This is a genomic window from Marinobacter sp. (assembly GCF_040904845.1).
Taxonomy (GTDB): Bacteria; Pseudomonadota; Gammaproteobacteria; order Pseudomonadales; family Oleiphilaceae; genus Marinobacter.
Window position 1 is genome coordinate 183361 of record NZ_JBBDSR010000114.1, and the last position, 22490, is coordinate 205850.

Genomic DNA, 22490 nt, shown 5'->3' on the forward strand with positions numbered 1-22490 from the left:
CTGACGTTTGCGCTGCTTTTGGAGTTTGTAACATGACCGAGATTCTGGGAGTCCCCTTGGCTGTGCTGGCTGGCCAGTTGTTGCTCGGGATTATCAATGGCTCGTTCTACGCGTTGTTGAGCCTTGGGCTGGCGGTTATCTTCGGCCTGCTCAAAATCATAAATTTTGCCCACGGTGCCATGTACATGCTTGGCGCCATGGTGACGGTCATCATGTTCGACCTGATGGGCGTCAACTACTGGGTGGCTTTATTCCTCGCCCCCCTTGTTGTTGGCTGCTTCGGCGTGCTGATCGAGTATTTCCTGTTGCGGCGGATTGCCGGACAGGACCATATCTACAGCCTGTTGCTGACATTTGGTGTCGCCCTGATGTTGCAGGGCATTCTGACCAACATCTTCGGGGTGTCGGGCATGCGTTACTCCATGCCGGAGATCTTTCAGGGTGGGTTCCGGCTCGATTTCATGTACCTGCCTTATTATCGCGCCTGGGTCATTGCCGTTGCCCTGGTGGTCTGTTTCGCGACCTGGTTTGTGATCGAAAAGACCAAACTCGGTGCCTATCTGCGCGCCGGCACGGAAGATTCCCAACTGATGCAGGGATTTGGTATCAACGTACCGCTGCTGATCAGCCTCACTTACGGTTTTGGGGTGATGCTGGCGGCCTTCGCCGGCGTGCTGGCGGCACCGATCTATTCGGTTAACCCGGTGATGGGCTCCAACATATTGATTGTCGTATTCGCCGTGGTGGTCATCGGCGGTATGGGTTCCATAGCCGGCGCGATCATTACCGGCTTGCTGATGGGGGTGATCGAGGGCTTTACCAAAGTCTTTTACCCCGAGTTCTCATCTGCCGTTATCTTCCTGGTCATGGTTGTCGTGCTGTTGATTCGCCCTTCGGGCCTGTTTGGAAAGGAGGCGTAACCATGAGCAATTCCCAGAATCAGACCGAACTGCAGAAGACCATGATGGGATACCTGAAGGCGAGCAAGCGCAAAAAACTGATCCTTAACCTGGTCATACTTGGGCTGCTTATTCTCGCGCCAGCGGTCATCTACGCCACCTTCCTGATGAAAATCCTGTGTTTCGCCCTGTTCGCGGTCGCGTTCAACCTGCTGCTGGGCTTCACGGGGCTGTTGTCATTTGGCCATGCCGCGTTCCTCGCGGCGGGTGGATACACCACGGGTTACCTGCTGTCGAGTTACTCCGGTCTGCCGACGGAAGTGGGCATTCTGGCTGGTACCGGTGCGGGAATGTTATTGGGCGTATTGTTTTCACTGGTTGCCATTCGCAGGCAGGGTATCTACTTCGCGATGATCACCCTGGCGCTGGCCCAACTGGTGTATTTCGTCTTGGTTCAGGCACCGTTCACCGGCGGTGAAGACGGTATGCACGGCGTTCCCCGTGGCTATCTGTTTGGCGTTATCAACCTGGAGAACAACGTCGCCATGTACTACTTCGTGCTGGCGGTGTTTCTGGGCGGATACCTGCTGGTGCAACGCATCGTCAATTCCCCGTACGGCCAGGTGCTGAAAGCCATCAAACAGAACGAGCCCCGGGCCGTTTCGCTGGGCTACAACGTAGACCGTTACAAAGTGATTGCCTTCGTCATCTCGGCCGGCCTCGCTGGCCTGGCGGGCTCCATGAAAACCGTGGTGTTCCAGTTGGCGTCTCTGAATGACGCCCACTGGCACATGTCTGGCGAAGTCATCCTGATGACCCTGCTGGGCGGCACCGGTACCCTGCTGGGTCCAGTGGTGGGTGCCACCTTCGTGGTGAACCTGGAATACCAGCTATCGCAGGGCCCACTGGGTGATTGGGTGGATCCGATTCTGGGCGGCATCTTTGTGCTGGCGGTGATTGCGTTTCAGTCGGGGATTGTGGGTGAGGTTCAGAAGTTTGTAAGAAAAAATCTCGGATGAATCACAGTGGCCGCGCGCCTTGACGGGATAACAAAAGGGCCATTCTCAGGAGTGGCCCTTATGCGTTTAAATTTCAAACATAGCTAAATGTTGTGTCGGCATTCTTGACATGCCTATGCGCATTGCCTATCTATGAGAGTTGTGTCACAAAAAATATTAACCAACGTACATGTTTTTCCCGGATCTGAAAGGAACTGGTGATTCAACAGGGAAGCCAACCCAAAACAAACAGGAAGAAGGGGTTGCAGGGATGGAAAAAGCCACCATTGTGCTGGTGGATGCCACGCAGTATGGGGCAGACCCAGCGGTAGTCAGGGTTATCGAGCGGCATTTCCCGCTTGTGTGTGTGAAGAAGCAGGATGATCTGGGAACAGTCTATGAGTCCCACCGACGGGTGATCAGCTGTTTCGAGTTTGATTTCCCGGATATCTCCAGCCTTTCGATGCTCAGCGAGGCGAAGCGGCATTTTGCTTCGGTGCCCATGGTCATGTTCACCGAGCAGCATTCCGAAGCGCTTGCCGTCTGGGCCTTGCGGACCAGAATATGGGACTATTTCGTAAAACCGGCCAGCGAAGACACGGTGGCGGAGTCACTGAATCGCCTGAACCGGCTGTTGGAAAAGTCCCCGGCTTATCAACGCCGCAGTACTATCCACCAAAAACATCCCCTGCCTGACGACGCCCGTTTTCAGAAACACCGTGGGGAGGGCAAAACCGTCGAGTGTGCCGCAGCCTATATCGATCAACACTTATCCGACAAATTAATGCAATCCGACATTGCGGAACGTTTTGGAACAAACAGCTATCAGCTCAGCCGTGCGTTCAAACATGCGTATGGCATTACCTTTCAGGATTATATTGTGCGGCGCCGTATCGAAAAGGCGATTGAACTGCTGCGCAACCACAGTGCCTCCGTCATCGACGTCTGTTGGGCAGTGGGATTCCACGATGCATCCCACTTCTGCAAAATGTTCCAGCGCCATACCGGCATGACACCCACCCAGTATCGCCACCAGTGGATCACCTCCCGGTGCGAGGCGACGATCCCCTTCCAGCTGTCTGCCAGCGGTCCGGTCAAACTCTGAGACCGCCTGCAAGATTCTCCTAGTTTCCGCAGGAATACTCCTAACGCCTTTTCAGTTGGCTTCCTATGATCACTCATACAGCGCACGGAATGGTGGCTGTATAACCAAGGAAGCTCGTCTAACGACTGCAGGAGTGACGAAATGAAAAACTTCAAGGAAAAAGTGGTTCAGTTTATTCGTGATGAGGAAGGTCTGGAGCTGTCGGAGTATGCGGTGGCTGGGTCTTTGATTGTGCTGGCTGTTGTATTGGCTTTCACCACATTGGGCACCGAGATAGGGCTGGCAATTGATAGGATTACAGCTGCTATTAAGGGTGAAGCCCCTGCCGGCTGATAAGCCAGCAGGCTAAGCCGCTTCTTACCGAAAGGGGGAGTGCGTCTCCCCTTTTTGGCTGGATCATCGATTGAGTGGTACGAGGTGTTTATGGAGTTGAGCGGATGGGCAATTATAACCCTCGTTATTGGGTTGGTGATCGCTGTTTTCAGTGATCTGTCAGTACGCAAAATTCCCAATGCGGTTACTCTCGGCATGGTAATTGTGTCTGTGGTCTTTCATACCTGGTTCGGGCACTGGGAGGGACTTGTGTTCTCTCTGGCTGGATTGCTCACAGGACTGATCTGCTTCATACCGCTCTACCTTTTTGCAGCGATGGGCGCTGGTGATGTGAAACTTTTGAGCGCTGTCGGAGCCGTGGTTGGTGCAAAGATGGTTTTCCTTGCTGCTCTGATGACCGTTATCGCTGGTGGAGGCCTGGCTCTTGTCTACATCACCGTGAGGGGAGGGTTGCCCGCGATGATCAAGCGCTACCTCTCCATGTTCTGGCTGTTGGCTGCCCGCCAACCCCAATATATTCCTCCAGCCCCGGGGGAGGCTGCCGGTTTACGTTTCCCTTATGCACTGGCAATTGCCTGCGGAACAGCCTTGGCCGTTATTTAAGGGTCGGGGCCTCGAGACATTTTTAGCAAGGAGTGAGCAATGGAAGCCGAACTCATATCCTCCGAAGACAGGGGCGTCGATTACCTGGCCACCAGAATGATTTCCAGGCCGCACACCCTTGAGGATACCGGGCTGGATCACTTCTTCGTGGCGGATCTCCTGCTCAAGCATCTTAACCTGGTCAGCAATCAGACCCTGCAGCAATTGTCTCGCCATATAGCGCTGCCGGGCGCCGTGCTGGAGCCGGTGATCAATCTGTTGCGGCAGGAGGCCAAGGTGGAAAGCCGCAGTGAAAACCTTTCCGGTAAAGGCCTGCGCTATGTCCTGACGGACCGTGGGCGTGCTGTCGCACTCGATGCGCTGTCACGGGATGGCTACTGCGGCCCGGCCCCGGTTTTACTCTCGGATTATGAGGCGCTGGTGCGGCGCCAGTCGGTGTCCAGATGCGTGGTCACCGAAGAGGATATTCACCGGCTGTTCCGCAATACCGTGGTGGAGGAGCGACTGTTGGCGCAACTCGGCCCGGCGGTTCATTCCGGTCGCGCCATGTTTATCTACGGCCCGGCGGGTAGTGGCAAGAGCTACATTTCCCGCCAGCTGGTCCGGTTGCTTGCCGGGCCGGTTTATGTGCCTTACGCCATCCTGGTGGGCGATACCGTTATCAGCCTGTTTGACCCGGAGTTTCACCATCCGGTTCATGGCGAGGAGCAGGACCCTGTTCACCTCACCAGTGGCCACGATCCGCGATATGTCCTGTGCCACCGCCCGGAGGTAATCACCGGCGGTGAACTGACTCTGGACATGCTGGATCTGAAATTCGACGAACAGCGCAAACAGTACCAGGCACCCATTCACCTCAAGGCCAGCAACGGCATGTTGCTGATTGACGACCTGGGCAGGCAGCGGGTCTCGCATATGGACCTGCTCAACCGCTGGATCGTGCCGATGGAGGAGAAACGGGACTTCCTGAATCTCCGGGCGGGTCAGCATTTTGCCGTGCCCTTCGACATGCTGTTGATCTTCTCAACCAACCTGAACCCGCTGGAGCTGGCGGACGAAGCCTTCCTGCGCCGGATCGGGCACAAGATCGGTTTCAGAACCATGAATCCAGAGGCGTTCCTGCGGTTATGGCAGCAGGTCTGCCAGGAGATGGGGATTGAAAACGACGCTGACGTCACCCGCTACATGATGTCAGAGCTGTACCCGACTCAGGGCAGCGTGCTGTTGCCGTGCCACCCCCGGGATCTGCTGGGGCTGGTCAGTGATTATTGCCGGTATCGCGGGTTACCGGCCAGGCTCAGCCGGGAATCCATGCACTGGGCCTGGCAAAACTACTTCGTACACATGGATAACGTGGGGTGATCGCTATGTTCAAATCAAGAACCGTTTTCATGCTCTTTTTCGCGCTTCTGATGGGACTTGGCGCCGCCTACCTTGCACGGGGCTGGGCCATCGACCGTTTCGCGTCGCCAACGACGAATGAGGGCGTGCCCGTTGTCGTCGCAGCGGTGCAGATACCGTTTGGCAAGAAAGTGGAGCCCGGCGATGTGAAAGTCGCCAACCTGCCGAAATCCATGGTGCCCTCCGGTGCCTATGAGAATGCCGCTGCCATCGAGAGCACCGTGGCCATAACCACCATCTATCCCGGCGAGGTGATTCTCAAGGAAAAAGTGGTCGCCTATGGTGGGGGCAGTGCGTTGTCAGCCGTTATTGAGCCCAACAAACGGGCGGTCACCGTGCGGGTGAACGATGTGATTGGCGTGGCGGGCTTCCTGATGCCGGGTAACCGGGTGGATGTGGTCTCTGCCATTCCCAATGGCAACCGTCGCTATCAGTCCCGGACGCTGCTGGAAAACGTCAAGGTACTGGCAGTGGACCAGACGGCATCCCCGGAGAAAGACAAGCCGGTGATTGTGCGGGCGGTCACCCTGGAACTGAGCTCGGACGAGGCGGAAGAGCTGATCAAAGCGACTCAGGAAGGGGTGGTACAACTGGCCCTGCGGAACCCGCTGGATGACACCCTACGCCCAGCGCTCGAACCGGAGCCGGTAAAAGAAGAAATCGTGGCAGAAGCGCCCCCACCGAAACCGGCGCGGCGGCGGGTCGTTGTCACTTCTTCCAATGTCACCATCATCCGGGGCACGGAAGTCAGCACATCCAGGGTATCCATGTAATTGAACGCGTGGTGTGGCGGCTGCCTGCGGATTCGGGCAGCCGGACAGGAAGTAAAACAGGGGAGAGTGACCATGATTATAAAGGCGCGGAATTTATCGCTGGAAGGCTATCTGATCAGCCTGGCTTTGATGTGCATACTGGTGTTTCCGATAGGGGCCCGCGCTCAGGTCATGCTCGCGAGCGGGATGGACAGGGAGGTGGTGGAGGTTGCCCTGCACCAGTCCCAGATTCTCTACCTGGAGCAGCCGGTGGCGAAGATCTCCGTTGGCAACCCGGATATCGCTGATATCCTGATTCTGCGCTCGCGGCAACTCTATGTGGTTGGTAAAAAGCTGGGCACCACCAACGTGACCCTGTGGGATAACGACAATCAGGTGGTCAGTGCCGTTGGTATCGAGGTAAACCATGACCTGGAAAGCCTGAAATCCAAGCTACACCAGATCCTGCCAGGGGAGGAGATCGAGGTCCGATCCTCGCAGGATGCCATCATCCTGAGTGGCGAGGTCAGCAGTACATCCCGTATGACGGCCGCCCTGGACCTTGCCCGCAGTTATCAGGGCGGTGAAGAGGGCAAGGTGCTCAATATGATGCAGGTGGGTGGTGCGCAGCAGGTCATGCTGGAGGTTCAGGTGGCCGAGGTGTCCCGGGATTTCCTCAAACGCATTGGCGCCAAGTTCGAAGCTATCAACGCCAATTCCCTGTTGACCATTGGTGCCGGTAATAACGGCACCGCACTGGCTCCGTCCGGCGCGTTTATTCCCGGTGGCGGGTTTAACACCGTAACGGGTGGATTGCCAGCCACCCAGATCCTGCGCGAACCCATGACGTTTGAGAGCACCGGCCTGTTCGCCAGCTTCCTGGATGGTGACACCCTGTTTGACCTGGTGATCGACGCCGCACAGGAGAATAACCTGGCGAAGGTGCTGGCCGAGCCCACATTGACCACGCTCACCGGTCAGGAGGCCACCTTCCATGCAGGCGGTGAATTCCCGATCCCGGTCGGCAGCGGGCAGGATGACGGCATTAAAATCGAGTTCAAGGAATTCGGCGTCAGCCTGGGTTTCCTGCCTACGGTGCTGGACTCCAACATGATCAGCCTCAAGCTCAACATCAAGGTCAGTGAGCTGAGCAATCAGAACTCCATTACCCTGGGCGTGCCCGACACCTCGGCCACCTTTTTTATTAACGCACTGACCAGTCGCAGCGCCTCGTCCACGGTGGAGCTGGCCAATGGCCAGACCATCGGTGTTGCGGGTCTGATCAATGAGACCCTGAGGGAGCGGGTGAACAAATTCCCCGGCCTGGGTGACCTGCCGGTGCTTGGCAACCTGTTTCGCAGCCAGGAATTCATCAAGGGTAAAACCGAACTGGTGATTCTGGTCACGCCGCACTTCGCCCGGCCAGTGGAGCGGGATCGGTTTACCTTACCGACGGATTATTTTGTCGAGCCGTCAGATCTTGAGTTTTACCTGCTGGGGTACACCGAGGGCCAGCATGAGCCGGGTACCGGTGCCAAGTCGCCCCAGCAGGGCAGTGTAAAGGGACAATTCGGTCATGAACTCTGAGGTGAAAGCCATGGATGCTTACAAACGCAATTGGAAAACAGTAATAGCGGGACTGGCGGCTGGTTTGCTGATGGTGGGGTGTGCGTCACCCAGTTCCGAGGATCAGTTCGGAAACTCGGTGCGCCAGATGATTGCCGCGCAGAAGTATGTGTCGCCGGATCAGGAAGTGCGAGAGCTTCCTGTCCTTGATGGGCGCAAGGCGGAAGCCGGCTACAACAGCTATCGCAAGGACACCGGCAACCCCGCGCGGATGAATCCGGATATGAGCGGCGGTGTTGGTCTTGGGCTCCAGCGCTGATTCCAGCGCTGATTCCAGTGCTGAACGGGAGGACGAGCCATGGTACTGGTCAATGGATCAAAGCATGAACATCAAGGCGCTATCCTGCCAATGGCCGCCATTTCCCTGATAGCCATTCTCGGCATGGCCGCCCTCGCGCTGGATATCAGCAATGCCCACCTGGAAAAGACGCGGCTTCAGAATGCCCTGGATGCCGCCGCGCTCAGCGCGGCCAAGGTGCTGGATCAGACCGGCAATACGGCCCTGGCGGAAAGCGCTGGTCATACGACGTTTGCCGGCAACCTGGCGGCACCAGGTAACGCTGGTCTCGGTGCAGCTGCCGGTGACGGTAGCCTGACCCTGGTCTTTGAATTCTCGGCCACTCTGAATCCCTTCGTGTCAGCCACTTCGCCTCCTCAATATGTGAGGGCAAGCGTCGCCGGTTACGACGTTGCTGAATGGTTTACCCCGGTATTCGGGTTTGACGATCTTTCCGTACCTGGCACTGCGGTTGCTGGTCCAAGTCCGACCCTTGAGGAAGTTTGCGACATGGTGCCGATGATGGCCTGTGGTACGCCGGATGAGGACAATTATGGTTACTCCAGGGGTGAGGTGGAGCAGTTGAAAATCGGTTCTGGCACCACTTCCGAGGTAGGTAACGGGAACTACTATCTGATCCGGCTTGACGGCAGTCAGGGTGGTGCCGATGTGCGGGACGCGGCGGCCGGAAAATATGATGCCTGTCTTGCCACAGATGGTGACGAAGATATTGAGACAGAACCCGGTAACACCGTTGGTCCGTTTGTTCAGGGGATCAACACGCGTTTAGGTATCTATAAGGGCGGGATGAAGGAGTCTGATTATCCCCCCGACTGGTTTCCGCAGCATGAAGACTATACAGAAACCCATTACGAAAATCAGGAAATGCCAGCCTATGACCTGGACTGGTACGAGGCGCAATATCAGACCGTCAGCCCGGATCAGCCGCCTGAGGGGGCACCCGGACGACGCATCCTGACCATGCCGGTTGGCGATTGTGACGGCCTGGCCAACGGTCAGGATTCGGTGGAATTGCTCGGGTTCAGTTGCTTCTACATGGTGGATGAGATGGATCAACACGGCCAGGCAGTGCTCTACGGTCAGTTCAGGGACGATTGTGGCAGCAGTGGGACGCCCGGGCCAAATCCGGAAGGCGGGTTTGGCCCCCACATTATCCAGCTCTATAAGGATCCGGATACCTTCGATAGCTGAGCAGTATCGGCGCAACAGGGAGTGAAGTGATGAACGCATACCCCGGGACCGGAAAACGACAACAGGGCATCGCCGTACTGGAATTCATGCTGACAGCACCGCTGCTGATATTGGTGGTGTTCGCGGTCAGTGAGTTGGGCTGGGCATTTCACCAGTACCACACCATGACCCGGGCGACACAGGACGGAGCGAGGCACGCCGCTTCCAACGCCATGGTCGGAAGTGTGGAGGTGATCTTCCTGGACGGCGACCTGGTACAGGAAGTCAGCAACCTGGTGGTATTCGGCAATACGCTGGGCGCGGGTGAGCCCCTGCTGCCGGGTTGGTCGACGGGTGAAATCAGCGTGACGAGCCCGGATGCTGCCCACGTCGAAGTGCACGCCCGCTACAACTACGTACCCATTGTTGGTCGGATTCCCGCGTTCTACGGCGGAGAGCCAATCAACGTGGCCTTCGAAATGAACGGCGCCGTGCAGATGAGGGCGCTATGAATATCCGATATCAGTCCGGATTGCATACCGTAGAGTTCGCCCTGGTCGGGGCGATGTTTTTCATCCTGTTGTTTGCCGCCATTGAATTCGGCCGTCTGCTGTTTGTCTGGAACACGCTGGATGAAACCAGTCGGCGCGCGGCCCGGGTCGCCGTTGTTTGCCCTGTTGAACACAGTGCGATCCGGCGGGTGGCCATGTTTGATGAACCGACGTCTTCGGGGAACAGTCCGATTCTCAGAGATTTACACGAAGAATTGATCGACCTTCACTACCTGACAGCGACGGGCAGCGTGGTGTCCGACCCGGTCGAAGACTATCTGGATATTGCCTTTGTGCGGAGCGAGGTCACCGGTTTTCGGCACCAGTTGATCATCCCGTTCTTTTTCCAGGAATTCGAATTGCCGCCGTTCATCACGGTATTGCCCCGGGAAAGCCTTGGGGTATCGCCGGAAGGCACCGGCTGTTTTGGGACTACCAGTTAAGCGAGCAGGGAAGGGCAAAGCCATGAAAGCACCAATGACGGTTTTGATTGCGGGACGCAATGCCCGAGAAGTAGAAGAGCTGGAGCAGATGCTGATTGGGCAGTCTGGCCTGCGCTTGAGTAAGCGGCTGATTACCAACGGCCACTCCGACCCCCTGCACAATCTGACGGAATTGCCGGAGGCGCTGGTTTTCTGCACCACGGATGCCTGGGATCTCGAATTGAAGTCACTGGACGAACGGCCGGTTTCCGGTCGCGTACCCACTGTGGTTACCGGCCCGGAAGATACCGTGGCCATGCGCACGGCCATGCGGGTGGGTGCCCGGGACTACTTTGTGTTTCCGGTGCAAAAACAGGAGTTGCTGGACGCGTTATGGCGTATTGCCCGAGAGCTTAAGCCAGCCAGCGAGAAAGCCGGCGGTCTGTTTGCCGTGGTGAACGCCAAGGGCGGGTCCGGTGCCAGTACCATTGCCTCTGCGCTTGCCCACAGCCTGGCCGAACGGATCGAAGATCGGGTCGCGCTGGTGGATATGGACCTGCAGTTCGGTCACCTGGCTTCGGCGTTTGATCTGCAGGAGAAGGGTGGCCTGGTCGACGCCATTGCCAGATCGGACAGCATGGATCTGATGGCCCTGGAAGGCCATATGCTGAAGCACAAAAGCGGTCTGCACCTGTTGGGCAACGGCTCGGAACAACTGGTGGTGTCCGGCGATATCGATGAAGGCCAGCTTCAGAAACTGCTGGCGTTGCTGCGTTCGGGCTATGACCACACGGTGGTCGATCTGCCCCGGCATATCGATGGCATCACTGGCATATTGCTGGAATCCGCGGACCGGGTTCTGCTGGTGGTGCAACAGACCATCTCCCACATTCAGGACGCACGCCGTTTACTCCATTACCTGACCCGCTACATGGGCGTGCCCGCGGATCGCATCTGCCTGGTGGTGAACCGCTGGGACAAGCGCCTTGAACTGACCACGGCGGATATCGAAAAAGCGCTGGGAATCGCGGAGATGATCTGCATACCCAATGACTACGCCAAGGTGGCGGAGAGTTCCAATCTCGGCGTGCCGCTGCTGGAGGCGGCACCGTCCTCACCAGTCAGTCGCAGCATGGTCCGGATGGCAGAGGCGCTGAGTGGCAAGAAAGTGGTGCCGCAAACCGGCTTGGGCCGAGTGTGGCGGAAGCTGGCAGGAAACTGAGGAGAGAATGCTATGGAACCTGGCAGACTGAATGAGGCTGGTAAGGGCGATGTGGAGCCGCCACTGGTACAACCCGTAAACGGCAAGGACTCCGCAAGGCGTGCGGAGGAAGAGCAGGAGAGAGCCTGGAAGCAGAAAATTCATCAGAAACTGATGAAAGTCCTGGACCTGACTCTGCTCGGAACACTGGGCCGGGAAGAGGCCGAGCGGCAGTTGCAGGACATCAGCCAACGCCTGATGGCGGAGGAGTCGATACCGCTTTCGATGCTGGCACGCCAGCGGGTTATTCGTCAGATCCAGGACGACATCCTAGGGTTGGGCCCTCTGGAGCCGCTGCTGGCTGACAAGTCGATCTCGGATATTCTGGTCAACGGCGGCAACTGCATCTACGTAGAGCGCAACGGTAAACTGGAACGAATGGATGCCACATTCCATAGTGACACCCATTTGCTGAACATCATTGATCGCATCGTTTCCAGCGTTGGCCGTCGCATTGATGAGTCCTCGCCCATGGTGGACGCCCGTCTCAAGGATGGCTCCCGGGTTAACGCCATCATTCCGCCCCTGGCGGTGGATGGGCCGTTGCTGTCCATTCGCCGCTTCACCATCGGCCAGTTGTCGATGGATGCCCTGATGGAAAAGGGCACCCTGACCCCGGCCATTGCCAGCCTGCTGGGAGGCATTGTCCGAGGTCGGCTCAATGTGTTGATCTCCGGCGGCACCGGCTCCGGCAAGACCACCCTGCTGAACGTGATGTCCGGGTTCGTGCCTCACGATGAGCGCATCGTCACCATTGAGGACTCTGCTGAACTGCAGTTGCAGCAACCCCATGTGGCGAGACTGGAAACCCGCCCGCCAAACATTGAAAACAAGGGTGAAGTGACCCAGCGCGATCTGGTGCGCAACAGCCTGCGGATGCGACCGGACCGCATCATCGTGGGCGAGGTGCGCGGCCCCGAGGCGCTGGACATGTTGCAGGCCATGAACACCGGGCACGATGGCTCAATGACCACCTTGCACGCCAATGCGCCCCGGGATGCGCTGACGCGGATCGAAAACATGGTGTCGATGACCGGCACGTCCATGCCGGTCAAGGCGATTCGTTCCCAGGTTGCCTCGGCCATTGATGTGGTTCTGCAGGTCGAGCGGCAGGAGGACGGCACGCGCCGGTTGGTCAGCGTGCAGGAAATCAACGGCATGGAAGGCGATGTGATCACCATGTCCGAGATTTTCACATTCCGCCGCACGGGCAGGGATGAGCATGGCAATGTCGAAGGCAGATACCGGGCTACCGGCATAGTTCCACGTTTTCAGGAACACCTGCAGCAGCGGGGCATTCATGTGCCGTTGTCACTCTATGATCCGGATTCCGAGGGCTGAGCCATGGACGTTTTGGGAGACAAACTGTGGATCTTCCTGGCACTCGTTTTTGTGGCGGTATTCTTGCTGTCGCAGGGGCTGGTGATTCCGGTATTCGGGGAGAGCCGTGGTGCCAGGAAGCGCATGAACCAGCGGATGAAAATACTAACCAAAGGCGATGGCGGTGCGGAGCGGGTTTCACTGATGCGCGAGCAGTTCATGCGGGGTTTGTCACCGCTTGAAAAGCGCCTGGAGTCCCTGTCGCTATTGCAACCTCTGGTGACCCTGATTGCCCAGAGCGGTTATCGCACCCGGGCCTATCGGGTATTGCTTTTGGCTGCGTTGCTGGCAGGGGTGACGGGCTTTGTGGGCTACGCCCTGAGCCAGGCCTGGTGGTCGATACCCGTGGCGGCTCCGATCGGCGCCATCATCCCGTTTGTATATCTGCGCAATAAACGTCGTCAGCGAATTGCGAAAATCGAGGAACAACTGCCGGATGTGGTGGATGTCATTATCCGCGCGCTGAAAGCGGGCCACCCGTTTATCGAGGCGATCCGGCTGGTGTCAACGGAAATGCCAAGCCCGGTCAAGGAAGAATTCCAGACCACCTTCAACGAGATCAATTACGGCGGCGATGTTCGCTCGGCTCTGTTCGGATTGCTGCAACGGGTACCCAGTGTACTGATCATGGCCCTGATTACCGCCGTACTCGTGCAGCGGGAGTCTGGCGGCAACCTCGCCGAAGTGCTGGAGAAGATTGCAGCGGTGATCCGGGGCCGGTTCCGGTTTCAGCGCCGGGTTCGGACCCTGTCGGCGGAAGGGCGGATTTCCGCCTGGGTACTCACCATGACGCCGTTCGTGCTGTTTGTCCTCATCTCCCTGGTGAATCCGGATTACATGCCCATGCTGACCGAGAGCCCCCGTGGGGGCGACATCGTTCTGCTGGCCCTGGTGTTAGTCGTGATCGGGGTTTTCTGGAACAAGAAGATCCTGAACCTCAAGGTGTAGGAGGAAGACCCTATGGATTATCTGATGGGATTGATTGACAGCGTCATCCGGGACCGGCAACTGGCACAGCTGGCTTTCGTCGCGCTGATGGCAATAACGGTGTTCTGTCTCGCTCTGGCCGGCATGTATTTGATGTCCACGATGTTCAGCCCGGTGCGAAGCCGTCTCCACACGGTCATTGCACCAGATGCCGAAGACAAACCCCGGCGAGGTCCTCTGACCCCTCTGTTCCGGGCGATGTCTCCCTATGTTCTACCCAAGAAGGAGAAAGAGCGCAGCCGGACCCATCAGCGATTGATCCATGCCGGTTTTCGCAATGACAACGCCCTGTCCAACTTTTACGCCATCAAAACACTACTGATTCTCGGCTTGCCACTGATGGTGTTTTTTGGTCTGCGCTGGATACCCGGGTTAACCACCATGCAGGTGGTGCAAGCGGTGGCAGCGGCAGTCCTGGTGGGCGCAATCGGCCCCAATTACGTGCTGGGCAAGATGATCGAGCGTCGCAAGCGCAGATTGTACAACGGCTTTCCGGATGCGTTGGACCTGCTGGTGGTGTGTACCGAGGCAGGCTATGGCCTGAAGCCGGCGTTGCAGCGGGTGGCGGACGAACTGGTGGTTGGCCACCCGGAGCTGTCCGATGAGCTGGCACTGGTCAACACTGAAATACGCGCCGGCGTGGATAAGGTCGACGCCCTGAAGAACCTGGCGGACCGCACCGGCCTGGAGGAAATCAGCGGGTTGGTGACGTTGCTCAGTCAGAGCCTGCGGTTTGGTACCAGCACTGCCGAATCCTTGAGGATTTATTCCGAGGAATTTCGCGACAAGCGGATGCAGCGCGCGGAGGAAGCGGCGGGCACCATTTCCACCAAGATGGTCTTCCCGCTGGTGCTGTGCATGTTCCCGGCATTTTTCGTGGTGGCCATTGGCCCGGCCATTGTCGGCTTGCTGGACCATTTTAAGGTTTACTGACATCCCAACATTAATCCGAGGTTTCACCATGGCTGGACAACAAAACATCCAAAGTATGCACGGAAGCCCGCGGAAAACAGGCGGGCACGGCATGACAAAACTGGCCGGTGTGGGCGTCCTCATCGCCACGTTGTTCCTTGCCGGCTGCGCAAGCAGCCCTGCGGTCAAATCCGGTAACAGTTACAAGCAACTCTATGAGGGCACGTCGGAGCTGACGTTCTCCACACTGATGCCCGTGGAATCGGCGGAGGAAGCCATCGCGAGGGGAGACGCCGCATACCGGCGGGGCAAAGTGGATGAAGCGGTGTTCGAATACATCCGCTCGCTGGAACTGGACCCGGACAATGCCGATACCTTCTACAAAATCGGTGCCATCAACCTGCACAAGGAAGCCCTTGGCAAGGCGGCTTCCGCGTTTCGCCTTGCTCTCGAAAAGGACGCTGTCCATCCCGGAGCTCTCGAGGGGTTGGGGCTGATGCTGATGAAACAGCGAGAGTACGGTCAGGCCCGTACGATGTTGGGAAAGGCAGTGGAAACCGATAGCAATCGCTGGCAGGCGCTTAATGGACTGGGCATCATGGCTGACTTGAGGGGGGATTTTGCCGCTGCCAGGAGTCATTACGACAGGGCTCTGGTGATTTCTCCCCGTAACGCCAAACTTCACAATAACCTGGGCTACTCCTACTACCTGATCGGTCATTGGAGCCGGGCGGAGAACCAGTACCAGGCCGCGCTGAACCTGGAGCCCGGACACGAGCGCACGTGGCGAAATCTGGGGCAGTTGTACACACGGCTACAGCGTTACGACGAAGCCCTGGAGGCTCTCGCCAAAGTCATGGACGAGGCCGATGCCTGGAATGCCATGGGATATATCCGCATGGCAGAGGGCGACTACCCACAGGCCGAGACGTTCTTTCAGAAAGCTGCCAAGGCGTCACCCAGTTACCACGTTACGTCCAATGAAAACCTGGCGCAGGTGCGGCGTTTGATCGCAAGGGACGGGGATTGACTGCAGCGAGTAACAGTCAGAGCCGTTGCAAGGCCCTGCCTGTGAAGCCACTGAAATTACTTCGCGGTGGTGCTCTGGTGCCGGAGCTGGGTGCCTGGTATTAAGCTTTAAGGGATCGGTTGGGCGTGTGATGCGGGGATGCTATGATCACTGCCTAAAATGATGTGGCTGAACCGGTTTTATGAAAGTACCCAAGAGATTACAACCGCTTGTCGACGACGGCATGGTGGACGAAGTGCTCTATCAACTGATGAGCGGGAAAGAAGCACAGGTTTATGTGGTGCGCTGCGGCGACCAGGTGCGTTGTGCGAAGGTGTTTAAAGAAGCCCAGAAAAGGAGCTTCAAGCAGGCCGTTGAATACCAGGAAGGCCGCAAAGTGCGCAACAGCCGGCGGGCCCGGGCCATGGGGAAGAAAACCCGGTACGGGCAGAAAGAGCAAGAAGACGCCTGGCTGAACGCTGAGGTCGATGCCCTGTATCGGCTCTCGGATGTTGGTGTGCGAGTGCCACAGCCTCTCGGGTTCGTCGACGGTGTTCTGTTGATGGAGCTGGTGGCCGATGATGACGGCAAGGCAGCGCCTCGACTGGATGAACTGACCCTATCGCCGGAACAGGCACTCGATTATCACGCGCAGGTGGTCGCCGAAGTGGTGCGGATGCTGTGTGCCGGGCTTATCCATGGTGACCTCTCAGAGTTCAACGTGCTCGTAGACCGCAATGGCCCGGTCATTATCGATCTGCCACAGGCGGTGAACGCCTCCGGCAACAATAACGCAGAGCGCATGCTGGAACGCGACGTGGATAACATGCGCCGTTACTTTGGCCGCTTCGCGCAGGAACTGCTTAAAACCGACTACGGCAAGGAAATCTGGGCGTTGTACGAAGCCGGCCAGCTGTACCCGGAGAGCAAACTGACCGGCCGCTTCGAACACGACGATGTGGCAGCCAACGTGGATGAGCTGATGGAAGTCATCGACGCCGCCAAAGAGGAAGAGTGGGAGCGCCAGGAACGGCTACGGGACGCCGACGAGGACCAGGGCTAGGAGTACATTCGCAATCCGCACCCCGGTCACTGCGAGGTTATTTATTTCGCGGTAATGGTGGTCATCACCAGATTGCCATCCTTGCGGATCGGGCCGTCTTCCTTGGCACCGAGGGTGTATTCGAAAATGCCTGTTTCCATGCCGCCATCTTCACTGTGGACCATCAGCATCAGCATATCACCGGATTCAACTTCCTCGGTCAGAATGGCCGCTACGTCCATGTTCTTGCCCATTTTGATGGGCGCGTGACCAACCACCGGGCCTGGCTTCATGGCTTCGTCGGTGCGGTGCACCACCAGCCAGCCGTTCTTCTCGGCCATCACTTTCTTGGCGGTGACGGTGCCCTCGGAGACGGACTGGTCATCGCCCCATACGCCGGCTTTGTCCTTATCCATGGCCAGTGCTGCGCCGGAGGTCAGGGCAGTAGATACCAGGGCGGCGGTCAGGAATGCGGTTGTCTTGAAGTGCTTGCTCATTGCGTTCTCCTCATTATCGGTTATTGCCCATCCATTCCATTGTTTTTCAGATGGGTGTACCGAGAGGTACGCCTGTGCACTTCCGAAAGTTTCAGCCGCCGCTGCTTTTCACAGCGGCTGGCCTGAAACGCCTTCTTTGGTGGGGTAGAGGAAACCGTGAATGGCCGGGCCCGTCGGTTTGCCAGTGGGTGAGCCGCCTTCCGGCTCAACACTGATGCCGAAGGTGGCTTCTTTGAGCAGATCCGGGTTGTATTGACGCAGTGCGGATTCGTCGATGTCCATATCGGCTGTCAGCACGCCCACGGAGCGGGGATCAGGGCCCAGTTCATCCGCTTTGATCCACAACTGATAGGACTTCCCCTGAACCGGCTCAGCGGTTACCGGGCGAATGTTAAGCTCCCGGTTGTCCAGATCCACCGTCAGCATGAACGCTGGCTGTTGGTCGTCGTGCTGGAAAACGGCGACGAAGGACTGCGGTTCCTGAGCCGGCTGGAAAGCGAGTACCGCCACCAGAACCAGAGCGGCGGCAGACGCCACGGCCGTACTCCATTGCCAGCGCCGGACCCGTTGGTGCAACGCGGTCACTGTGGCCTTATTCGCCGCAGCGCCGGGCTGCAGCTGCATGGCATCGAGGCGTTGTTCGATGCGACGGAACAGCGAAGGGTCGGGCTCGACCGGTGCCACGTCGCCGTTCAGTGGCAGCAGGTGTTCTTCCCACGCCAGAATCAACGCTTCGAGTTCGGCGTCCTGGCTTCGACGAGCGGCAACGTAGTCCCGCTCATCAGGGGGCAGCGTTCCCAGAACGAACTCTGCCGCCAGCGTATCGAGATCGTTATGGTCGGTCATGGTGCCAGGCACCTTTTCAGTTGTTTCAAAGCGCGATGTAGCCAGGTTTTGACGGTATTTATCGGTTGATCGTACTGGGCGGCGAGCTGTTCCCGGGACCACCCGTTCAGATACGCCAGCCGCACCATGTCCTGCCGGTCTTTTTCCAGTGTATCAATACACCGGTTGAGACTGGTAACGGCCTGGCTGTTTTCAAGCGCCGTATGGGCTTCGGGTTGGGTGCTGGCAATCTGGTCGATCTCGTCGGTGTCCGCAGAGCGCCTCGCGGGATGCTTGCGCAATTCGTCGATGGCACTGTGACGGGCGATGGCCACCATCCAGGCAATGGGCGACGCTTTGCTCTCATCGAATTGATCGGCTTTCTGCCACACTTTGATGTACACGTCCTGAATCACATCCTCTGCCCACGACCTTTCTCTAAGAATACGCAGAACGGTACCCAAGAGTTTCGGGGCAGTGGCCTTATAAAGCCGGGCAAAGGCGGCGCGATCGTGGTGCGCCACCTCGCGGATCAGCTCGTTGATTTCCTCGCTGGACTGGTGAGACTCAGAATCCATACTTCGCCTGGGTGGTCGCTGGCACGCTGGCCTGGAACCTGAAGATTGCCGTTATTGGCGCACCCAGGTCAAGCCACTTTGCGGCGCAGCTCCAGAATCGCATCCACCCACAGGAACACCAGCAGGCTGACCCCCATTACCGGCGCGAACAGCCCCAGGCCAATAGCGACGACGGCCATCGCTGCCAGTGCCAGCGGCGGTGCTTTTCTGAGTTTGGTGAATACCCGGCGCCTGGTTGGCCCGTTCTGACCAGTGCGGGTGGGTCGGCGTAGCCACCACATGCGATACCCCAGCACGATCAGCACGCACAAACCCAGTGCACAGGCCGCTACAAACAGTTGATTGGGCAGTCCGAACAGAATGCCCATATGGGCATCAATGCCCCAGCGGGTGAGTTTCGCGGCCAGGGGAAAGGTTTCGAATTTAACCTGGTCGGTCACCGCCATGGATTGGGGGGCAACGGCCACCCTATCCACCTGGGTGGGCCAGCTACGATCAATTTCCGCGACCACCCAGGCCCGTTCCGGGTCTGCAGCGGGCCGTATCTCGAGAATACTGGCATCAATACCCGCTTCCAGCGCACGCGCCAGCACAGCGTCGTAAGTGGCGGCATTGTCGCCGTTGGCGGACATCGGCCCCGACATGTCGTGCCCAGCGTGTTCACCGTGTGAATGGCTGGTGGTCGCGGACGAGGGTGCCAGCCGGGTATCCAGCCCCGGGGTGCCCCAATCCAGTTGAGCGCGCAGCTCCGCAATGTTAGCTCCGGCCCATTTCGACCACGTCAGCCCGGTGACGGAAAAGAACAGGAACGCCAGTAACAACACCACCCCGATGCGGCTGTGCCATTTTCGAAGTGTGCCGTGATTCGTGCCCTGCCCGGCATTGCGGCCAGAACGCCTGCGCCACCACAGCACCAGGCCACCGAGCGCCACTAGCCATAGCCAGGAGGCCGCCAGCTCACTGTAATACCGGCCGGGTTCCCCGAGGTGTAAGTGACGGTGTACGTAATCTATCCAGATGCGGAAGGGCAGCGTGCCACTGGTGCCATAGGCCACCAGTTCGCCGCGAATGCCAAGGCTTACCGGGTCCACAAACACGGCTTTGTGTTCAAAGGGCTGAAGGCCGTCAACCAGGAACATCACCCGGGTGGTCTGGCCATTGGATGGGGCAGGGCGAACCGCCGACAGGGTGGCGTCGTCCCCCATGTGCGCCCTCGCCGCCTGAATCTGATCGGCCAGGGGCTGTGGGTCACCGGTGGTTTCGGTGGTCAGTTCGGTCTGATAGAGCCAGTTTTCTATCTGCGGCGTCATCGCAAACAACGCGCCAGAAAACGCGGCCACAAAAATAAACGGGCCAACAAGGAGGCCTGCGTAGAAATGCAGGCGTAAAAGCAAGGCATAACCCCAGCGCGGCGCGCCGGTGGAGGGGGAATCGTTCATGGTCTTCCTCAGTACTGAATCAAAGGGAATGTGTGAGGGTCAGACCATGACGGGTGGCGCGCGCACCGGCATCTGAGTCAGCAGCGGCCCCAAATAGATCAGCACCATGGACAACAAACCTATCCATGCGGGCCATCGAATGTGCTGTTGTGCTGTCAAATGTCACCTGCTCCCTGGGAGAGTAGCCGCGCATTCTAGCAGCGGACTACCCGCCAGGGCCATTTTAAAGCCATTTTCCAACGCTGGTTTGCCGTTCTCCGACTATTCGTCGATCAGAACAGAAAATCCTCCGTATATAAGCCGCTTTCCATCAAACGGCATCGGGTTTACGTCTGGCTTCAGGCGGGGGTCTTCCATGATTTTCGGCATGGCCTGGTTTCTCACTTCGCGGGATGGCCAGACCAGCCACGAGAACACCACGGTTTCATCCGGCTGGCATTGGACGGCGATGGGGAAGGACGTGACTTTCCCATCGGGCACATCATCACCCCAGCATTCGACCATTTTCAGAACGCCGTGGTCTTTGAACACCGCAGCGGCATCGCGGGCGTGCTGGATATACTTCTCTTTATTGGCGGTTGGTACGGCGGCAACGAAGCCATCGACATAGCTCATGATGATTCTCCTTATTCAGTTTTTCGGGGTCTGTTCAGTCCCTGGGGGGTAACTCCCGCACCGGTCTCACCTCGATGCTGCCGAAGCGGGCGGGGGGAATCCGGCTGGCCAGGTGCAGGGCCTCGTTCAGGTCCCGGGCTTCCAGCAGGTAAAAACCCGCCAGTTGCTCCTTGGTCTCCGCAAAGGGGCCGTCTGAAATCAGCACTTCGTCATCGCGCACCCGAACGGTGGTTGCGGTGTCTATCGGCTGCAGCGCCTGGCCCGTCACGTAATTGCCCTGATTGGTCAGCCGTTCCACGCCCGCCACGCATTCCTGGTTGAGGTCATGCCATTCTTGCTCGGTCATGGCGTTGATGATGCTCTCCTGGTAGTAGACCAAGGCCACGTATTTCAAGGGTGTTCCTCCATTGGTTAATCGGTGCGTTCAGTAGTAAGTCGCGCGGCATCGCTGGAAATCGACACCGGGCGAAAAAAATTCACGAAGAATCTTTCAGTTCATTCAGCCGACGCTCAAGAAACCGGTGCTCCGGCCCCTGAGACACCAGGGTCAGAGCGAGCTGGTAACACTCTTGGGCTTCGTCCCGGTTACCGGCCCGACGGTGCAAGTCAGCGCGGGCCGCGTGAAACAGGTGATAACGGGCGAATGCCTTGTGGCTGACCAGTGCATCCAGCAATCGCAACCCATCGGCCGGGGTGTCACGCATGGCCAGGGCCACTGCCCGGTTAAGCGCGATCACGGGCGAGGGCTGTTGCCGGTACAGTGCTTCGTAGAGACGAACGATACGCCCCCAGTCGGTTACCCCTGCGCTCGGTGCCTGGGCATGAACGGCGGCGATGGATGCCTGCAGGGTATAAGGGCCGGTGGGCGTGAGGGCAAGGGCCGCTTCCAGCCATCCCAGGCCTGACTGAATCATCGGCTGATCCCAAAGGGCACGGCTCTGGTCTTCCAGGGTCACCAACTCCCCGGCAATGTCCTGACGGGCATGGCGTCGGGAGTGGTGGAGCTGCATCAATGCCAGCAAGCCATACACTTCGCCTTCCGGCAGTAATCCAGCCAGCACCTCGGCCAATCGAATTGCCTCGGCGGACAGGCTGACATCCACCACCTGCTCACCATCGCTGCGGGAGTAGCCTTCGTTGAACACCAGATAGATCACCCGAAGAACGCCAGGCAGTCGTTCTGGAAGCTCACTGGCTTCGGGTATCTCGTAGGGTATGCCTGCAAGACGGATCTTCTTTTTCGCGCGCACGATCCATTGGGCCAGGGTGGCCGGCTTTTGTAACAGGCCACTGGCCACCTGCTCGGTGGTCAGACCGCACATTTCACGCAAAGTAAGGGCGACGCGAGCTTCCAGAGGCAGCGCGGGGTGGCAGCAGGTGAATAACAGCCGGAGTTGGTCGTCTTCAATGGTCTGTTCGCTGGGCTCTGAAAACGCCTCTTCCAGGGACGGCAGAAGGTGTGAGTAACGATGGGCAGTCTGCTTGCGGCGAATCTGGTCAACGCCCCGGCGATGGCCGGTGCGGATCAGCCAGCCCGTGGGGTTATCGGGCCTGCCTTTATCCGGCCATTGGCGAAGAGCAGCGGCAAACGCCTCCTGCATGGCTTCCTCCGCCAGGGCAAAATCCCCCAGCAAACGAATCAGTGTCGACAGAACAAGGCGGGATTGCTGCCGGTAGATTTGGCCAATCCGTTGGTCATCGGTGATCATCGCGTTCCGTTACCCTTTTCGTTGGATGCATCACACGTTCATTGTAGTTCGCCATTGCCCAGTGATTATTCGGACAGC

At 58.2% G+C, this 22490-nt stretch carries 25 protein-coding genes; 18 read left to right on the forward strand and 7 right to left on the reverse strand.

All coding sequences use genetic code 11. From position 1 onward, the window contains the following. The first annotated feature begins 32 nt into the window (after positions 1-32). From WD429_RS16215 to WD429_RS16300, 18 genes are all read left to right on the forward strand, one after another. Positions 33-920, forward strand: a complete 888-nt coding sequence (locus WD429_RS16215) for a branched-chain amino acid ABC transporter permease (protein WP_368423224.1) — start codon at positions 33-35, stop codon at positions 918-920. A 2-nt stretch (positions 921-922) separates the two neighbouring features. Then, entirely contained in the window at positions 923-1918 is a 996-nt protein-coding gene (locus WD429_RS16220; RefSeq protein WP_368423225.1) for a branched-chain amino acid ABC transporter permease, read from the forward strand. A 250-nt stretch (positions 1919-2168) separates the two neighbouring features. After that, on the forward strand, positions 2169-3002 hold the full coding sequence (locus WD429_RS16225; protein WP_368423226.1) for a helix-turn-helix domain-containing protein: 834 nt from the start codon (positions 2169-2171) through the stop codon (positions 3000-3002). A gap of 141 nt (positions 3003-3143) precedes the next feature. Beyond that, complete coding sequence (locus WD429_RS16230; protein WP_368423227.1) at positions 3144-3335, forward strand: Flp family type IVb pilin; 192 nt, start codon at positions 3144-3146, stop codon at positions 3333-3335. A 90-nt stretch (positions 3336-3425) separates the two neighbouring features. Further along, positions 3426-3938 carry a prepilin peptidase gene (locus WD429_RS16235; RefSeq protein WP_368423228.1) on the forward strand — a complete coding sequence of 171 codons (513 nt, stop codon included), beginning with the start codon at positions 3426-3428 and terminating at the stop codon, positions 3936-3938. 39 nt (positions 3939-3977) lie between these two features. Further along, positions 3978-5300, forward strand: a complete 1323-nt coding sequence (locus WD429_RS16240) for an AAA family ATPase (protein ID WP_368423229.1) — start codon at positions 3978-3980, stop codon at positions 5298-5300. A 5-nt stretch (positions 5301-5305) separates the two neighbouring features. Continuing rightward, on the forward strand, positions 5306-6112 hold the full coding sequence (cpaB, locus tag WD429_RS16245) for a Flp pilus assembly protein CpaB (protein WP_368423230.1): 807 nt from the start codon (positions 5306-5308) through the stop codon (positions 6110-6112). 72 nt (positions 6113-6184) lie between these two features. Next, positions 6185-7678 carry a type II and III secretion system protein family protein gene (locus WD429_RS16250; RefSeq protein WP_368423231.1) on the forward strand — a complete coding sequence of 498 codons (1494 nt, stop codon included), beginning with the start codon at positions 6185-6187 and terminating at the stop codon, positions 7676-7678. Positions 7679-7688: 10 nt separating this feature from the next. Further along, positions 7689-7976, forward strand: coding sequence for a hypothetical protein (locus WD429_RS16255; protein ID WP_368423232.1), 288 nt, complete (start codon positions 7689-7691; stop codon positions 7974-7976). Positions 7977-8015: 39 nt separating this feature from the next. Then, positions 8016-9206 carry a Tad domain-containing protein gene (locus tag WD429_RS16260; RefSeq protein WP_368423233.1) on the forward strand — a complete coding sequence of 397 codons (1191 nt, stop codon included), beginning with the start codon at positions 8016-8018 and terminating at the stop codon, positions 9204-9206. Positions 9207-9235: 29 nt separating this feature from the next. Further along, positions 9236-9697: a TadE family protein gene (locus WD429_RS16265; protein ID WP_368423234.1), complete on the forward strand. Its 462-nt coding sequence runs from the start codon at positions 9236-9238 to the stop codon at positions 9695-9697. After that, positions 9694-10179: a TadE/TadG family type IV pilus assembly protein gene (locus WD429_RS16270; RefSeq protein WP_368423235.1), complete on the forward strand. Its 486-nt coding sequence runs from the start codon at positions 9694-9696 to the stop codon at positions 10177-10179. Before WD429_RS16265 ends, WD429_RS16270 begins: the two co-directional genes overlap by 4 nt. 22 nt (positions 10180-10201) lie before the next feature. Continuing rightward, positions 10202-11380 (forward strand): AAA family ATPase, encoded by a 1179-nt coding sequence (locus WD429_RS16275; RefSeq protein WP_368423236.1) that lies wholly within the window; start codon positions 10202-10204, stop codon positions 11378-11380. 12 nt (positions 11381-11392) lie between these two features. Beyond that, entirely contained in the window at positions 11393-12760 is a 1368-nt protein-coding gene (locus WD429_RS16280; protein ID WP_368423237.1) for a CpaF family protein, read from the forward strand. 3 nt (positions 12761-12763) lie between these two features. Then, on the forward strand, positions 12764-13747 hold the full coding sequence (locus WD429_RS16285) for a type II secretion system F family protein (RefSeq protein ID WP_368423238.1): 984 nt from the start codon (positions 12764-12766) through the stop codon (positions 13745-13747). A 12-nt stretch (positions 13748-13759) separates the two neighbouring features. Next, positions 13760-14719, forward strand: coding sequence for a type II secretion system F family protein (locus WD429_RS16290; RefSeq protein ID WP_368423239.1), 960 nt, complete (start codon positions 13760-13762; stop codon positions 14717-14719). Positions 14720-14810: 91 nt separating this feature from the next. Continuing rightward, positions 14811-15728, forward strand: a complete 918-nt coding sequence (locus WD429_RS16295) for a tetratricopeptide repeat protein (protein ID WP_368423240.1) — start codon at positions 14811-14813, stop codon at positions 15726-15728. 181 nt (positions 15729-15909) lie between these two features. Beyond that, positions 15910-16770, forward strand: a complete 861-nt coding sequence (locus tag WD429_RS16300) for a PA4780 family RIO1-like protein kinase (RefSeq protein ID WP_368423241.1) — start codon at positions 15910-15912, stop codon at positions 16768-16770. Between the two features lie 41 nt (positions 16771-16811). On the opposite strand, the gene WD429_RS16305 is transcribed toward WD429_RS16300, so the two are convergent. From WD429_RS16305 to WD429_RS16335, 7 genes are all read right to left on the reverse strand, one after another. Further along, the gene (locus WD429_RS16305) at positions 16812-17246 is read right to left on the reverse strand and encodes a hypothetical protein (protein ID WP_368423242.1); all 435 of its coding nucleotides are present in this window, start codon (positions 17244-17246) and stop codon (positions 16812-16814) included. A 108-nt stretch (positions 17247-17354) separates the two neighbouring features. After that, positions 17355-18092 carry an anti-sigma factor gene (locus tag WD429_RS16310; RefSeq protein ID WP_368423243.1) on the reverse strand — a complete coding sequence of 246 codons (738 nt, stop codon included), beginning with the start codon at positions 18090-18092 and terminating at the stop codon, positions 17355-17357. Next, complete coding sequence (locus WD429_RS16315; protein WP_368423244.1) at positions 18089-18649, reverse strand: sigma-70 family RNA polymerase sigma factor; 561 nt, start codon at positions 18647-18649, stop codon at positions 18089-18091. The genes WD429_RS16310 and WD429_RS16315 overlap by 4 nt, the downstream gene beginning before the upstream one ends. A gap of 68 nt (positions 18650-18717) precedes the next feature. Continuing rightward, a complete protein-coding gene (locus WD429_RS16320; protein WP_368423245.1) occupies positions 18718-20088 on the reverse strand; it encodes a PepSY-associated TM helix domain-containing protein in 1371 nt (456 codons plus the stop codon). Between the two features lie 261 nt (positions 20089-20349). Then, positions 20350-20703: a DUF1428 domain-containing protein gene (locus tag WD429_RS16325; RefSeq protein ID WP_368423246.1), complete on the reverse strand. Its 354-nt coding sequence runs from the start codon at positions 20701-20703 to the stop codon at positions 20350-20352. A gap of 34 nt (positions 20704-20737) precedes the next feature. Beyond that, positions 20738-21097 carry a YciI family protein gene (locus tag WD429_RS16330; protein ID WP_368423247.1) on the reverse strand — a complete coding sequence of 120 codons (360 nt, stop codon included), beginning with the start codon at positions 21095-21097 and terminating at the stop codon, positions 20738-20740. Positions 21098-21179: 82 nt separating this feature from the next. Further along, positions 21180-22412, reverse strand: a complete 1233-nt coding sequence (locus tag WD429_RS16335) for an RNA polymerase sigma factor (protein ID WP_368423248.1) — start codon at positions 22410-22412, stop codon at positions 21180-21182. Positions 22413-22490 lie beyond the last annotated feature (78 nt).

Bases quoted from the DNA above. Each gene is read 5' to 3' on its own strand.
- WD429_RS16315 (WP_368423244.1), bottom strand. From the start codon at position 18,649: ATGGATTCTGAGTCTCACCAGTCCAGCGAGGAAATCAACGAGCTGATC.
- WD429_RS16280 (WP_368423237.1), top strand. From the start codon at position 11,393: ATGGAACCTGGCAGACTGAATGAGGCTGGTAAGGGCGATGTGGAGCCG.
- cpaB (WP_368423230.1), top strand. From the start codon at position 5,306: ATGTTCAAATCAAGAACCGTTTTCATGCTCTTTTTCGCGCTTCTGATG.
- WD429_RS16250 (WP_368423231.1), top strand. From the start codon at position 6,185: ATGATTATAAAGGCGCGGAATTTATCGCTGGAAGGCTATCTGATCAGC.
- WD429_RS16235 (WP_368423228.1), top strand. From the start codon at position 3,426: ATGGAGTTGAGCGGATGGGCAATTATAACCCTCGTTATTGGGTTGGTG.
- WD429_RS16325 (WP_368423246.1), bottom strand. From the start codon at position 20,703: ATGAGCTATGTCGATGGCTTCGTTGCCGCCGTACCAACCGCCAATAAA.
- WD429_RS16275 (WP_368423236.1), top strand. From the start codon at position 10,202: ATGAAAGCACCAATGACGGTTTTGATTGCGGGACGCAATGCCCGAGAA.
- WD429_RS16270 (WP_368423235.1), top strand. From the start codon at position 9,694: ATGAATATCCGATATCAGTCCGGATTGCATACCGTAGAGTTCGCCCTG.
- WD429_RS16240 (WP_368423229.1), top strand. From the start codon at position 3,978: ATGGAAGCCGAACTCATATCCTCCGAAGACAGGGGCGTCGATTACCTG.
- WD429_RS16260 (WP_368423233.1), top strand. From the start codon at position 8,016: ATGGTACTGGTCAATGGATCAAAGCATGAACATCAAGGCGCTATCCTG.
- WD429_RS16305 (WP_368423242.1), bottom strand. From the start codon at position 17,246: ATGAGCAAGCACTTCAAGACAACCGCATTCCTGACCGCCGCCCTGGTA.
- WD429_RS16320 (WP_368423245.1), bottom strand. From the start codon at position 20,088: ATGAACGATTCCCCCTCCACCGGCGCGCCGCGCTGGGGTTATGCCTTG.
- WD429_RS16290 (WP_368423239.1), top strand. From the start codon at position 13,760: ATGGATTATCTGATGGGATTGATTGACAGCGTCATCCGGGACCGGCAA.
- WD429_RS16300 (WP_368423241.1), top strand. From the start codon at position 15,910: ATGAAAGTACCCAAGAGATTACAACCGCTTGTCGACGACGGCATGGTG.
- WD429_RS16230 (WP_368423227.1), top strand. From the start codon at position 3,144: ATGAAAAACTTCAAGGAAAAAGTGGTTCAGTTTATTCGTGATGAGGAA.
- WD429_RS16310 (WP_368423243.1), bottom strand. From the start codon at position 18,092: ATGACCGACCATAACGATCTCGATACGCTGGCGGCAGAGTTCGTTCTG.
- WD429_RS16225 (WP_368423226.1), top strand. From the start codon at position 2,169: ATGGAAAAAGCCACCATTGTGCTGGTGGATGCCACGCAGTATGGGGCA.
- WD429_RS16215 (WP_368423224.1), top strand. From the start codon at position 33: ATGACCGAGATTCTGGGAGTCCCCTTGGCTGTGCTGGCTGGCCAGTTG.
- WD429_RS16265 (WP_368423234.1), top strand. From the start codon at position 9,236: ATGAACGCATACCCCGGGACCGGAAAACGACAACAGGGCATCGCCGTA.
- WD429_RS16255 (WP_368423232.1), top strand. From the start codon at position 7,689: ATGGATGCTTACAAACGCAATTGGAAAACAGTAATAGCGGGACTGGCG.
- WD429_RS16295 (WP_368423240.1), top strand. From the start codon at position 14,811: ATGACAAAACTGGCCGGTGTGGGCGTCCTCATCGCCACGTTGTTCCTT.
- WD429_RS16335 (WP_368423248.1), bottom strand. From the start codon at position 22,412: ATGATCACCGATGACCAACGGATTGGCCAAATCTACCGGCAGCAATCC.
- WD429_RS16285 (WP_368423238.1), top strand. From the start codon at position 12,764: ATGGACGTTTTGGGAGACAAACTGTGGATCTTCCTGGCACTCGTTTTT.
- WD429_RS16220 (WP_368423225.1), top strand. From the start codon at position 923: ATGAGCAATTCCCAGAATCAGACCGAACTGCAGAAGACCATGATGGGA.